This window comes from Streptomyces sp. Tue6028, from assembly GCF_002300165.1.
GTDB lineage: Bacteria > Actinomycetota > Actinomycetes > Streptomycetales > Streptomycetaceae > Streptomyces > Streptomyces siamensis.
Genome location: NZ_MLCE01000026.1, coordinates 47,183 through 60,434, shown reverse-complemented (window position 1 = coordinate 60,434; position 13,252 = coordinate 47,183). Strand labels below are relative to the sequence as shown.

The following is a 13,252-nucleotide window of genomic DNA, read 5'->3' as shown; positions in this document are numbered from 1 at the left end:
GCGGCGGGGGCGAGAACGGGCCCGCGCGGCCGCCCAGTGCCGGCAAGGGCGGCGGGGGCCAAGCAACAGCCCGCGGCTCCCCGGCACCGAAACCACCCACGGCCCGCGCAGCGTCAGGCGGACAGTTCCTCCCGGAGGGCGTCCCGCAACCGAGCGGCCCGCTCGGACACCTCCGCCGGCCCCAGGGAGACCGCCCGGTCGGCCCACCGCTGCCCCTCGGCGAGCTCGCCGCGTCGCGCGTACACGAGGGCGAGCCGGAGCGCCGCCCGCCCGTGCCCCGCGTCGGCCGCCCGGGTCCACCACAGCGCGGCCTCCGGCTCGCTCCCCTCGCGGGCGAGCAGCAGCCCGAGGTTGAACGCGCCGTTCCGCGACCCGGCCTCCGCCGCGGACCGGTACCACCGGGCCGCCTCCACCACGTCCCCGCGCGCGGCGGCCAGCATGCCGACCCGCACCTGCGCCCGGCGGTGACCCTGGGACGCCGCCCGCTCGTACCACTCCTCGCACTCGCTCTTCTCCTGCGCGGGCTCACCCAGCTCGTGGGCGGGCGCCGGCGGCCGGCGCGCGTCGAGCACGGCGGCGAGCCGGTACGCGGCCTCCGCGCTGCCACCGCCCGCCGCGCACCGCAGATGCCGTTCGGCGTCCTGCTCGTCGCCCTCCCGCAGCCGTGCGATGGCGACCTGGAGCGCCGCCTCGGTGTGGCCCGCGGCAGCGGCCCGCTCGTACCAGCGCAGCGCGGCGGTGTCGTCGTCCTCCGTGCTCCGCCCGGCGTGCAGGATCCCGAGGTTGAACGCGGCGTCGACGCTGCCGGCCTCCGCGGCCTTGGAGAACCAGGGCTCGGCCCCCGCGGCGTCGCCGACCTGGAGCAACAGGATCGCCAGCGCGTTCGCCGCCTCGCGGTGCCCCGCGTACGCGGCCCGCCGGTACCACTGCTCGGCCTGCCCGGTCCGGCCCTGCTCGGCGCAGAGCAGCCCCAGGTTGTACGCGCCGTTCACGTCGCCCGCGTCCATGGCGGCGCGGTACCACCTCTCGGCGGTCTGCGTCTCGCCGCGCTCGGCGTGCAGCGCGCCGAGCGCGTTCGCGGCATTGCCGTCGCCGTCCTGCGCGGCACGCAGCCACCACACGGCGGCGCTCTCCGTGTCACCTGCGTCGCGCAGCAGGAAGCCGAGCGCGCAGGCGGCCCGCGCCTCGCCGTCCTTCGCGGACGTCAGGTACCAGCGCCCGGCCTCCTTGAGGTCGCCGCGCTTCTCCAGGATCGCTCCGAGGTGCAGCGCGGCCCGCCGGTGGCCGCGCGCGGCGGCCTGCCGGTACCACTGCTCGGCCTCCTCGCCGGCCGCGCCGATGACACCGATGACACCGTTGTCGGCGCCGTTCTCGCCCGCGTCGGCGGCCTTCCGGTCAAGCGTTCGGGCCAGCCGGTAGGCGGCCTCGCGGTGTCCTCGTTCGGCGGCGGCTCGCATCCACTGCTCGGCGCCGACGTCGCTGCGGTGCTCCAGCAGATCGGCGAGCGCGTACGCGCCGAGGGCGTGCCCCTGCTCGGCGGACTGACGCAGCCAGTACTCGGCCGCGGGCTCGTCGCCACGCTCGCGGTGGTGCCGGCCGAGCGCGTGCGCGGCGGCGGCGGACCCGGCGACGGCGGCGATCCGCCACCATCCGGCGGCCTCTTCGGGATATCCGCGCTGGTGCAGGAGGACGCCGAGGTTGTTGGCGGCGGCACGGTCACCGGCCGCGGTGGCGGCGCGCAGCTGGGGTTCGGCTCCGTCGAGATCGCCGCGGCGCAGCAGCATCGCGCCGAGGACGCTCATCGCCTCGACGTCGCCGCTCTCGGCGGCGAGCCGCCGACGCGCCTCCTCGGCGGCCTCGCCGGCCTCGTCCCGGTCGGAAGGCTGCGCGAGATCCGCAGACTGCTCAAAGTCGGCAGGCTGCGCAAATCGCCCCGTTTCCAACAGAGTTGCCTTGTCCCCCATAACGTCCATCGTCGCACCACCTGCAACCTGGGTACACCTGGTATACCGCAGCCAGTGAGGTCACTTCAGCGTTTTGTCGACATGCCCACAGAGAGACAAGTCAAACACAGTTTTCCCAACTCCCCACGCAGGAAGCAGCACTTCGCACGAGACACCAGGTCACCGCGGGTGGCTCGGCGTGGCGTGACACACGTCGAGGGCCCGGATCCTGATCAGGATCCGGGCCCTCGACTTCAGTAGCGGGGACAGGATTTGAACCTGCGACCTCTGGGTTATGAGCCCAGCGAGCTACCGAGCTGCTCCACCCCGCGCCGTTGTGAGCCAACCGTATCACGGCGCGGGGTGTGCCTTCGCTCAGCCGCCGCCCGAGCTCTTGTCGCTGCTCTTGTCGGCGTTGTCGCTGGTCTTGTTCGCATTGTTGCCGCTGCCGCCCGCGGTCTTGTCGGCCTTCGACTGGGCGTCCTCGGCCCGCTTCAACGCGTCCTCAAGATCCTTCTGCGCCTCGCCGTACGACTGCCAGTCGCCCTTCTTCAGGGCTTCCTGGCCCTTGTCGAAGGCCTTCTGCGCGTCGTTCAACGCCTCCTGGACCGTCGGGTTGTTCGACGTGGGCGGTTTCGTGGTGCCCTCGTTCTTCGGTGGCACGGTCGAACTGTTCGCTCCGAAGACCTTGTTGAGGGCTTCACCGAGCGTGTTCTCGAAGGCGGTGCTGCCTCCGTACGTGACCAGCACCTTGCGCAGCAGTGGGTACTTGAGGTCACCACCGCGTACGTAGACGGGCTCCACATAGAGGAGTCCACCGTCGAGCGGAACAGTCAGCAGATTGCCGTACTCGACTTCCGAGTCGCCACCTCTGAGGAGTCTGATGGACTCGGCGATGGACGGCTCGGAGTTGAACTGGCTCTGCACCCGCTTGGGTCCGTCGACGGTTCTTCCGGTGGGCAGCTTCAGGATGGTGATCTTGCCGTAATCGCCGGTGCCCGCCTCGGCGTTGACGGACATGAACGCGCTCAGGTTGTCCCGGCCGTTCGGTGTCATCGTCGTCGTCAGCGAGAAGGCCTGGGACGTCTGGCCCGGCAGCTTCATGCTCAGGTAGTACGGCGGCACGGCGTCGCCCGACTTGTTGGTCGGGTCGTCCGGGATCTGCCACACCTCACTGCCGCTGAGGAACGTCTGCGCGTCCTTCACGTGGTAGCGGGTGAGCAGTTCGCGCTGGACCTTGAACAGGTCCTGCGGGTACCGCAGATGAGCCATCAGCGACGGCGAGATCGAGTCCTTGGACTCCACCGTGTTCGGGAACGCCTTCATCCAGGTCTTCAGGACCGGGTCCTTGGTGTCCCACTGGTAGAGCTTGACCTGACCGGTGTACGCGTCGACGGTCGCCTTCACCGAGTTGCGGATGTAGTTGACCTGGTTCTGCTGGGCCACCACCGCACGCTGGTTGTTGGCCGCCGTCAGCGAATCCGCCGTCGTGTCACCGAGGGTGGTGCGAGAGGCGTACGGATAGCCGTTCGTGGTCGTGTACGCGTCGACGATCCACTGGATCTTCCCGTCGACGACCGCCGGGTAGGCGTCGCCGTCGATGGTCAGCCACGGGGCCACCGCCTCGACCCGGTCCTTGGGCGTGCGGTTGTAGAGGATCCGCGAACCGTCACCGATCGCGCCCGAGTAGAGGATCTGCGGCTCGCCGAACGCCACCGCGTACGCGGCGCGGTTGACCGGGCTGGACAGGCTGACCCCGCTCTTGCCCTTGTAGCTGGTGGTCTTCTCACCGCTGTCGTCGGAGTAGTCGATCTCCTTCTGGGGACCGCCGACGATCGAGTACTGGGTGGTCTTCTCGCCGTAGTAGATCTGCTGCTGGTACTGGCCCAGGTCTCCGCGGGACGGCAGGTTGTACTCGGTGAAGACGGGCCGGCCCTCGGAGTCGGCCTCGGTGCCCTTGGCCGCGACCACGCCGTAACCGTGCGTGTAACGGAAGTGGTCGTTGATCCAGTTGCTCTTCGGGATGCCCTGGAGGTTGAGCTCGCGCAGCCCGATGACCGTGTCCTGGTCCTTGCCGTCCTTGCTGTAGCGGTCCACGTCCAGGTTCGACGGGAAGCCGTAGTAGTTCCGGACCTGCTGGAGCTGCTGGAAGGTCGGCGACACCACGTTCGGGTCCATGAGACGGATGCTCGCGGCATTGTCCGCGTCGTCGCGCAGCTTGGTCTTGTCCTTGGTGGTGCTCGCGCCCGGGTAGTCGGTCACGTCGGTGCCGTCGATCCCGTACGCCTCACGCGTCGCCTTGAGGTTCTTCTCGACGTACGGCGCTTCCTTGGCCTGCTCGTTCGGCTGGACCTGGAACTTCTGGACGATCGCCGGGTACAGGCCGCCGATGAGGATTGCCGAGAGCACCATCAGGCCGAAGCCGATCACGGGCAGCTGCCAGGTGCGCCGCCACAGGGTGGCGAAGAAGAGCAGCGCGCAGATGACGGCGATGCAGAACAGGATCGTCTTGGCGGGCAGGTACGCGTTCGCGTCGACGTACCTGAGGCCCGTCCAGTTGCCCGTGGCCTTGAAGTCGCTGGACTTCACGGCCAGCCCGTACCGGTCGAGCCAGTAGGCGACGGCCTTCAGCGCGACGAAGATGCCGAGGAGCACGGACAGGTGCCCGGTCGCAGCTGCCGTGGCGCGCGCCCCCGGGCTGGTGATCCGCAGCCCGCCGTACAGGTAGTGCGTGAGCGCGGCCGCGATCAGCGAGAGCACGGCGGCGGCGAAGCCGAAGCCGAGCAGGAAGCGGTACCAGGGCAGGTCGAAGGCGTAGAAGGAGACGTCCAGGTGGAACTGGGGGTCCTTCTGGTGGAAGGGCACCCCGTTCACCCACATCAGCCAGGTGCGCCACTGGCCCGAGGCGGACGCGCCGGCGATCAGCCCGACCAGCGAGGTGATCGCGAGGAGCAGCCACCGCTTGTAGGGGGCGATGCCCATGCGGTAGCGGTCGAGGCTCTGCTGCTCCATCGACATGGCGCTCAGCGGCGGGCGCATCTTGTGCGCGAGCCAGATGTTCACCCCGACCGCGGCCGCCATCAGCAGGCCGAAGACGAAGAACAGTCCGATCTTGGTCCACAGGGTGGTCGTGAAGACCGACGAGTAGTGAACCGACCGATACCAGAGCCAGTCCGTCCAGAACCCCGCGAACATGACGAAGGCCATGGCCAGCACGGCCAGCACGCCCAGTGTCATGAGCAGGGTCCGGACACGCCGGGACGGTCGGCCCACTCTGATCCGTGGCCCCGTCGGGCCTCCGCCGCGGTCCGGCATCTGGAAAGCCAAGGTGCGCACCTCGAAGTCGCTGTTGATCCGTCAGGCCCCCGTGATGGTGGACCGTCCGCAAGGCTCCGTGATCGTGGGGCCTCATCTATGCAACTTACTCACGCTTTACTCGGTTCCCGGATTCGGGTACGAACGAGGCAGGATTGTGACCATGTCCAACACTCCCATGGCAGCGACCCCCCTCACCCGGGCCGTACTCGAGATCGACGAGTACGCCTCGGGCCTCGGCTGGGACCAGCCCGCTCGCCTCTTCGCCCTCGTAGACACCGCACGGCTGCGGGCCCAGGAACCCGGCCTCGCCGCCCAGCTCGGCCTGGCGGACGAGCAGCAGGAGACCTCCGGTCTCACCCCGATCGAGCAGGACGAGATCCCCGCCGGCAAGGCGCTGGACGAGTTCCTCGGCACCATCGCGTGGCCGGACGCCGTCATCGGCTGCGCGCTCACCGTGGAGCGGCTGATGCTGCCGCCGTCGGCCGAGGCCTCCGTCCCGGAGGGTCTCAGCGAGAAGAAGCTCGCGCGCTGGGTCGCCGAGCACCCGGACCGCCAGGAGGTCCGTATGACCGTCGGCGTGCTGCGTGACGGCACCCGCGACTCCGCGCTCCGGCTGCGCGAGAAGGACGCCGCGACCGAGGTGCTCACCGGTTCGGACCTGGTGCCGGGGCTCGCTGAGGCACTCTCGGCGACGTTCGCGGACTGACCGTCGCGGCGGGGGCGGCCCGGCCGCGAGGTGCGCCCCCGTCCGGGGACGAGGGCGGGGTGCGTCCCCGTCCGGGGACGAACGGCTGTGGTCGGCTCAGCCCTTGGCGGAGCACTTCGGCAGGGCGGCGGTGTTGCCGGACTTGATGTCCTTGAGGGCGTTCAGCGCGTCGTCGATGGTGTCGACCTTGACGAGCGTGAGGCCCGCGGGGGTGTCCTTGGCGGCGGCCGCGCAGTTGTCCTTGGGCGTCAGGAAGTACTCGGCGCCCTTCTGGCGTGCGCCGACCGTCTTCATCTCGATGCCGCCGATCGGGCCGACCTTGCCGTTGTCGTCGATGGTGCCGGTGCCGGCCACGAACTTCCCGCCCGTGAGGTTGCCGGGGGTCAGCTTGTCGACGATGCCGAGAGAGAACATCAGGCCGGCGCTCGGTCCGCCGACGTCGGCCAGCTTGATGTCGACGGTGAACGGGAACGTGTGGTCGGTCCCGGCCGAGATCCCGACGATCGCGCGCTGCGTCCCGCCGTCGTCGGACTTGGCCGTGGTGATCGTCACGTCCTTCGTCGCCGTCGCCGTCCGGTTCTCCTTCTCGGCCGCGGCCTGCTCCTTGGCGGGCACGATCGTGAAGACGACCTTCTCGCCGGGCTTGTGCTCGGTGACCAGCTTCGCGACGTCGTCGGGCGCCTTCACCACGGTGCCGTCGACGGCCTTGATCACGTCACCGGCGTGCAGTCGGCCCTCGGCCGGGGAGCCCTTGAGGACGGTGGAGACGATCACCCAGGACTTCACCGGGATGTCCAGTTCCTTCAGCGCCGCCACCTTCGCGCTCTCCTGGGACTGGCTGAACTCCTCGGCGTTCTCCTGCGTCGACTGCTCCTCGGTCTTGCCGTCCGGGTAGAGCGTGTCGTGCGGCACGACCTTGTTGTCGTGCGCCAGCCAGCCGTAGACGGCCTCGACGAGGTTCATGTTGTAGTCGGCGCTGGTGACGCGGACCGTCGTCATGTTCAGGTGCCCGGTGGCCGGGTACGTCTTGTGACCGGAGATCTGCAGCACCGGCTCGCCGTCGTGGTCGCCCAACGTGTTCACCGTCGGACCCGGGGACATCTCCGAGTACGGCACTTTGATGAACACCCCCGCGCACAGGAGCGCGATCAGGATGAGTGTCGAGGCGAGCATCGTCGCGGTGCGGCGTGGCATGGAACGACAGTACGGGACGGTGCTGTAAGCGCACCGTCGGGGCCGTCCGTCCGGGGGCGCGGAGCGGCGGGATCAGTGGGCGTCGGAGTGCGACTTCTCCTTGGCCTCGGCCCGGACCTCGGTCCGCTCCATGGCCTCGCGGAAGCGCGTGTATCCCGCGAGCTCGACACCGTCCCCGGCCGTCTTGCGATTCCGGCCGGCCCAACTGCCCCACAGTCCGGCACCGACCGCAGCCACAAGCGGAATCAGCAACCAGGCAAGCGCCGCCATGTCGACCTCCCAACCCCATGAGCGACCGCAACTGACTGATCAGCAGATTAACCATCCGCAGTGCTAACGCTCACGGCAGGGGGCGAGTTACGCAACCGGAGGACCAGGCGCCACCCGGTCGGCCCTCAGCAGGCGCCGACCCACTCCTCCGTGCCGTCGGAGAACTTCTGGTGCTTCCAGATCGGCACGTCGTGCTTCAGGTCGTCGATGAGCTTGCGGCACGCCTCGAAGGCCTCGCCCCGGTGCGGGCAGGAGACGGCGACGACGACCGCGAGGTCCCCCACCTTCAGGTCCCCGACACGGTGGACGGCGGCCAGCGCCCGCACCGGATACTCGGCGACCACCTTCTCGGCGATCCGCCGCATCTCCGCCTCGGCGCTGGGATGACACGAATACCCCAGCTCGTCGACGTCGGCACCCCCGTCGTGATTCCGCACGGTCCCGACGAACAGCGCCGTCCCGCCGGCGGCGTCGTCCCCCACCGCCTTGAAGACCTCGTCCAGCGACAGCGGCGTCTCCCGGATGGCGATCAGCCTGATCGCGTCCTGCGCCGCCTGCTCACCGGGATGGTCGTTCGTGGATGCCATGAGCCCATCGTGCCCCACACCACTGACAACAAGAAATAGACCATTCCCCCGGCACACGCGCGTGCCCCTTTGGAGCCTCCTACAGAACGGACGCACCGGTGGGGCGCCGTCCAGCTCCGCGCCGGGGGGTGCTTTCAGCCCGTCCGGCGCTTGAGGACGAGGCCGTCCAGGCCGACGCGGGGGTCCGGGGGCGGCAGCCCCCAGGACAACGGGACGGAAAGGGGCGGACGGGGCGAAAAGCGCCGCCCGCGACACCTGCCGCGGGACAAGCCGGCGATCACCCCGGCCGGACGGCGACGGCTCCCCAGGGAAAGCCCGGCGGAAACAGCCACCCCAGATGGAAGCAGCCACCCGGTGGAAAGGGAGCCCGGCGCCCGAGGACACCCTCAGATGCGCCGCCGAGCCTTCCGCGCCCGCCGCACCAACGCAGCCGTACCCAACAGCGCAACCGTCGCCCCCGCGGCCCCCGCCGCCGTCGCATCCTTGCGCCCCAGCCGCCGCCCCGCCACGGTGTGCCGCCCGGAGACCTCCTCCAGCAGCTCCGCGAGAACCTCCTCGTTGGTCCACTGCGGCCGCCACCCGGCGTCGTGCAGCCGGCTCCCGCTGACCACCCACGGGTACATCGTGTACGCGAGGTCCCCGGCGGGCGAAGGGGTGAGCCCGATCCGGTGAAGTCGCGCGGCCGCCCCGAGCGCCACGGCGGACGGCAGCTCCATCCGCCGGATCCCGCTCAGCTCCTCGACCTCCTCCTGCTCCAGCCATCCGTCGCACCCGACGGCGAGCTCCCCCTCGACCTTCTCGACGACCGCGTACTCCAGGGCACTGCACAGGTCCTCGACGTGGCAGAACTGCCAGGCGGGCCGCGACCCGGCCACCACGAGCAGTCGCGGCGACTCGAAATACCTGGTCAGCGCGGTGTCGGTACCGCCGACGAGGACGGCGGGCCGCACCACCGTGACGTTGAGACCGGGATGCGCGCGCGGCGCCCGCCGAGCGAGCCGCTCGATCTCCAGGAGGTCGCCGACGCCCGTGGCCTCGGCCGTCGCCCGCAGCTCCGCGTCCTCGGACAGGGGCAGCTCGTTGTCGGGCAGCGCCCCGTAGACCATCGCCGAGGTGCACAGCACCACCCGGTGGACCCCGGCCGCCGCGGCGGCGGTCAGGACGGTCTGCGTCCCCCGGACGTTGTAGGCGGTCCGGGCGGCCGCGTCCGTCTCCAGATCGAGGTCGAGCGCCAGATGCACCACGACGTCCGCCCCGCGCAGCTTCTCGGCGATCGCCGGGTCCCGCACGTCGAGGATGTGCCACTGGGCCGCCGCGCACTCGCCGCGCCGCTCGTCGATCGCGATGACCTGCTTGATCGCCTCGCTGGCGGCGAGCCGCTCGGTGAGCAGGGCTCCCACGCCGGCCGCGGCGCCGGTGACCGCGACGACGGGGCCGCGCGAGGCGGGGCTGGTTGAGTGGTTTCGCGCTGCGCGAACCTGCGGATCTGGGGAACTCACCGGGCGTCTCCAGCGGTTGTCTTCAGTAACGGATGCGCAGGACGCGTCCGTACCAGGTGGCATCCATCCTGCCGCAGGCCGAGAGTCGGCGAAGCACTGAGGCCCGATCGGGCTGTGGTGTCTACGCTGGGTGGTGTTGTGGGCAGCCGCCGTCGGGAAGAACCGGCGGCCTTACCAGCCGAGGAACCCCGTGAGTGACACCCCATTCGGATTCGGCCTTCCGCCGGAGGAGCCGGAGAACGGCGACGAGGGCAAGAAGAAGGACCAGCAGGGCGGCGGTGCTCAGGGACCGTTCGGCTTCGGGCTGCCCGGAGCCGGTGGCCCCGGCGCCGACAATCCGCTCGCAGCCATGTTCGGTTCCATGAACCCCAATGACCTGGGCGCCGCGTTCCAGCAGCTGGGCCAGATGCTCTCGTACGAGGGCGGCCCGGTGAACTGGGACATGGCCAAGCAGATCGCCCGCCAGACGGTCGCCCAGGGCACGTCCGACGGCACCAAGGACTCCAGCATCGGCCCCTCCGAGCGCTCCGCGGTCCAGGAGGCCGTGCGCCTCGCCGACCTGTGGCTGGACGACGCGACGTCGCTGCCCTCGGGCGCCGGGACCGCGGTGGCCTGGAGCCGCGCGGAGTGGGTCGAGGCGACCCTTCCGGTGTGGAAGGAGCTCGTCGACCCGGTCGCCGAGCGCGTCGGAGCGGCCATGGGCGACGTCCTGCCCGAGGAGATGCAGGCCATGGCGGGCCCGCTCATCGGCATGATGCGCTCCATGGGCGGCGCCATGTTCGGTACGCAGATCGGGCAGGCCGTGGGCGTGCTCGCGGGCGAGGTCGTCGGCTCGACGGACATCGGTCTGCCGCTCGGCCCGGCCGGCAAGGCCGCGCTGCTGCCGCTGAACATCGAATCGTTCGGCAAGGACCTGGGCATCCCCCAGGAGGAGGTACGCCTGTATCTCGCTCTGCGTGAGGCGGCCCACCAGCGTCTCTTCGCGCACGTGCCGTGGCTGCGCTCGCACCTGTTCGGCGCGGTCGAGGGCTATGCGCGCGGGATCAAGGTCGACACCGCCAAGCTGGAGGACGTGGTCGGCCAGTTCGACCCGCAGAACCCGGAGGAGCTCCAGCAGGCGCTCCAGCAGGGCATGTTCCAGCCGGAGGACACCCCGGAGCAGAAGGCCGCGCTGGCCCGCCTGGAGACGGCGCTGGCACTGGTCGAGGGCTGGGTGGACGCGGTCGTGCACTCGGCCGCGAAGCCGCGCCTGTCGTCCGCGGACGCGCTGCGGGAGACCCTGCGCCGCCGCCGCGCCACCGGCGGTCCCGCGGAGCAGACGTTCGCCACGCTGATCGGTCTGGAGCTGCGTCCGCGCCGTCTGCGGGATGCCTCGCGCCTGTGGGCCTCGCTCACGGACGCGCGCGGCGTCGACGGCCGTGACGGCCTTTGGGCCCACCCGGACATGCTGCCCACGGCGTCCGACCTGGACGACCCGGACGGCTTCGTGCACCGCGAGCAGCTGGACTTCTCCGAGCTCGACAAGATGCTCGGCGAGGCGGCCGGCGGTTCCGAGGGCAAGACGGACCTCAGCAAGGACGACGCCCCCAAGGACGACGACAAGGGTGACGGCGCCGAGTGAACCTGCACGACGACGCGGTCCTCGTCCTGAAGGGCTACGAGGGCCAGGAACAGCTGTGCCAGACCTACCTGGACCATCTCGCCGCGCATCCGGACGGGATGTGGAAGGCCTGCCGGGACGGGCACATCACGGCCAGTGCCCTGGTGATCGACCCGGAGCAGGGGCGTGTGCTGCTGACGCTCCACAAGAAGCTGCGCATGTGGCTCCAGATGGGCGGCCACTGCGAGCCGGTCGACGAGACCCTGGCGTCGGCCGCCCTGCGTGAGGGCACCGAGGAGTCGGGCGTCTCGGGTCTGACGCTGCTGCCCGGCGGCCCCGTGCGCCTGGACCGGCATCACACGCCGTGCGCCTGGCACCTCGACGTGCAGTACGCGGCGCTCGCTCCGTCCGGGGCCGTGGAGGCGATCAGCGACGAGTCCCTGGACCTGCGCTGGTTCGCCTACGACGAGGTCGCGGACGTGGCCGACGAGTCGGTGGTCCGTCTGGTGGAGGCCACGCGCGCCCGCCTGTGACCCTGAGCAACGTGTAAGGGGCGACCGCAGTGGCGGTCGCCCCTTACGTTGCCTGCTGGACGGTCGAAGCCGAACCGTCGCCCGGACGGTCGGATCCGGGCCCCTGACGTGGGCGGTCGGATCCGGGACCGTCATCCGATGGTCAGCTCCAGGCGTTGCCCTGGTTCTGCGCGTGCGCGCCGTGCTGCCCCATGCCGTACTGGGCGCGCAGGCCCTGGCCGATCACGGCGTTCTGCGGCGGCAGCAGCTCGCTGGGCTGCACCAGCGCGTAGCCCTGCCCCATGAAGCTGAGCTCCCAGCCCTCACCGGTGTTGCCGCGGCGCCGCCACACACCCGAGGAGTGCGTCTGCGCCTGCATCTGCACCCGCAGACCGGTGGACCACGCCACGATGGCGTCGGCGTCGCAGTTGACGTACCGGTCGGGCGTGACCTGCATCAGCAGCGGCATCCCCGAGGTCATCAGCGCGACCTTGCCACGTCCCGTGATGTTGAGCTGGTACTTGCCGGAGCCGGAGATGCCGTACTGGCTGTCGACGGCGATGACCTCGTGGTGCAGCGAGGAGTCCATAGCGAGGACGTAGCTGCTGTCGACCGTGAGGCCTTCCTGGTCCACGTCCATGACGTGCACGTGCTGGGCGAGATTGGCCAGGTAGACCGTCCCCTGCCCATGACAGCGCATCAGGTCCAGGCCCTCACCGGTGTAGGCGCGGGCCCGGTGCTGGCTGTTGTTCTGGTACTCGGCGTCGAACTCGACGAGCCCCTGGTACGCGACCATCGTGCCCTTGCGGGCGAGGATGTCGTCGTGGCCCTCCAGGACGACCCGCAGCATCTGCGAGTTCTGCAGGCTGTAGCGGTCCTGGGTCTGCTGCTCGTTGTAGCCGAAAAGCGAGCTCTGCATGGTGTCCTGCTCCCCCTCAGCCCCGGACTCGGAGGCGGTCGGTGCTGTCCTCGCTGGGCTGCACGACGACGATGCCCGTCCCGGAGAACGCCATCTGGTACGCCTCGCCGCTGCCGCGTCCGATCAGCGACTGTGCCTTGAAGCTGCGCTTGCCCTTCACCTTGAGGTTCGGGGACCAGGCGACGAGCGCGTCCGGGTCGACGTACGTCTCGTCCTCACCACCGCCGCAGTCGACGACGATCGGCTTGCCCCGGGAGGTCAGCGCGACCCAGCCCTGACCGGAGATCTTGGTGTTCCACAGGCCCTGCCCGGCGAACTTGGCGAGCCCCTTCACCCGCTCGACACCCCACTGGAGGTGGGCGTCGAAGGCGAGCAGGTTCGTGGCGTTGACGGAGATCGCGTCCCCGTTGAGGTTGATGACGACCACGTTCGCCCCGTAGTCGGCGAGGTAGAGCAGGCCGTCACCCGAGCACTTCATGAGGGGTGCGCCCTCGCCGGTGACCCAGTCGCGCGCGATCTGGCGTACGGCGGGCGGATTGGGCTCGTACTGGACGAACCCTTCGTAGGCGACCATCGACCCCACGCGCGCGAGGAGGTCGCTTCCGGTCTGCATGGCGACCTTCAGCATGTGGTTGCCGTGGTTCTCCATGCGGGCGGACACAGGTGCAGGGGCGAAGCCCGCGAGTGGCTGGTTCATGACGGGC

At 70.2% G+C, this 13,252-nt stretch carries 11 protein-coding genes and 1 tRNA gene; 3 read left to right on the top strand and 9 right to left on the bottom strand.

The window, feature by feature from the left end:
* Positions 1-113: 113 nt before the first annotated feature.
* The 3 genes from BKI49_RS24960 to BKI49_RS24950 form a co-directional block, all read right to left on the bottom strand.
* On the bottom strand, positions 114-1,973 hold the full coding sequence (locus BKI49_RS24960; RefSeq protein WP_179332571.1) for a tetratricopeptide repeat protein: 1,860 nt from the start codon (positions 1,971-1,973) through the stop codon (positions 114-116).
* 228 nt (positions 1,974-2,201) lie between these two features.
* Positions 2,202-2,275 (bottom strand) — tRNA-Met (locus BKI49_RS24955).
* A 43-nt stretch (positions 2,276-2,318) separates the two neighbouring features.
* A complete protein-coding gene (locus BKI49_RS24950; protein WP_095936523.1) occupies positions 2,319-5,258 on the bottom strand; it encodes a UPF0182 family membrane protein in 2,940 nt (979 codons plus the stop codon).
* Positions 5,259-5,421: 163 nt separating this feature from the next.
* Between BKI49_RS24950 and BKI49_RS24945 the strand changes: the two genes are divergently transcribed.
* Complete coding sequence (locus tag BKI49_RS24945; protein WP_095936522.1) at positions 5,422-5,967, top strand: PPA1309 family protein; 546 nt, start codon at positions 5,422-5,424, stop codon at positions 5,965-5,967.
* 96 nt (positions 5,968-6,063) lie between these two features.
* Here the strand turns inward: BKI49_RS24945 and BKI49_RS24940 are convergent, their stop codons facing one another.
* From BKI49_RS24940 to BKI49_RS24925, 4 genes are all read right to left on the bottom strand, one after another.
* The gene (locus tag BKI49_RS24940; RefSeq protein WP_095936521.1) at positions 6,064-7,161 is read right to left on the bottom strand and encodes a YlbL family protein; all 1,098 of its coding nucleotides are present in this window, start codon (positions 7,159-7,161) and stop codon (positions 6,064-6,066) included.
* A 72-nt stretch (positions 7,162-7,233) separates the two neighbouring features.
* Positions 7,234-7,431 (bottom strand): hypothetical protein, encoded by a 198-nt coding sequence (locus BKI49_RS24935; RefSeq protein WP_095936520.1) that lies wholly within the window; start codon positions 7,429-7,431, stop codon positions 7,234-7,236.
* Between the two features lie 125 nt (positions 7,432-7,556).
* Positions 7,557-8,018 (bottom strand): molybdenum cofactor biosynthesis protein MoaE, encoded by a 462-nt coding sequence (locus tag BKI49_RS24930; RefSeq protein ID WP_028802028.1) that lies wholly within the window; start codon positions 8,016-8,018, stop codon positions 7,557-7,559.
* A 386-nt stretch (positions 8,019-8,404) separates the two neighbouring features.
* Positions 8,405-9,517, bottom strand: a complete 1,113-nt coding sequence (locus BKI49_RS24925) for an SDR family oxidoreductase (protein ID WP_095936519.1) — start codon at positions 9,515-9,517, stop codon at positions 8,405-8,407.
* 190 nt (positions 9,518-9,707) lie between these two features.
* On the opposite strand from BKI49_RS24925, the gene BKI49_RS24920 reads away from it, so the two are divergent.
* Complete coding sequence (locus tag BKI49_RS24920; RefSeq protein WP_095936518.1) at positions 9,708-11,138, top strand: zinc-dependent metalloprotease; 1,431 nt, start codon at positions 9,708-9,710, stop codon at positions 11,136-11,138.
* Positions 11,135-11,650, top strand: a complete 516-nt coding sequence (locus BKI49_RS24915; RefSeq protein ID WP_095936517.1) for an NUDIX hydrolase — start codon at positions 11,135-11,137, stop codon at positions 11,648-11,650. Before BKI49_RS24920 ends, BKI49_RS24915 begins: the two co-directional genes overlap by 4 nt.
* A gap of 142 nt (positions 11,651-11,792) precedes the next feature.
* Here the strand turns inward: BKI49_RS24915 and BKI49_RS24910 are convergent, their stop codons facing one another.
* Together BKI49_RS24910 and BKI49_RS24905 are read right to left on the bottom strand one after the other, a co-directional pair.
* Positions 11,793-12,548: an AIM24 family protein gene (locus BKI49_RS24910; RefSeq protein ID WP_028802024.1), complete on the bottom strand. Its 756-nt coding sequence runs from the start codon at positions 12,546-12,548 to the stop codon at positions 11,793-11,795.
* A gap of 16 nt (positions 12,549-12,564) precedes the next feature.
* Positions 12,565-13,245 (bottom strand): AIM24 family protein, encoded by a 681-nt coding sequence (locus tag BKI49_RS24905; protein WP_028802023.1) that lies wholly within the window; start codon positions 13,243-13,245, stop codon positions 12,565-12,567.
* Positions 13,246-13,252: the final 7 nt, after the last annotated feature.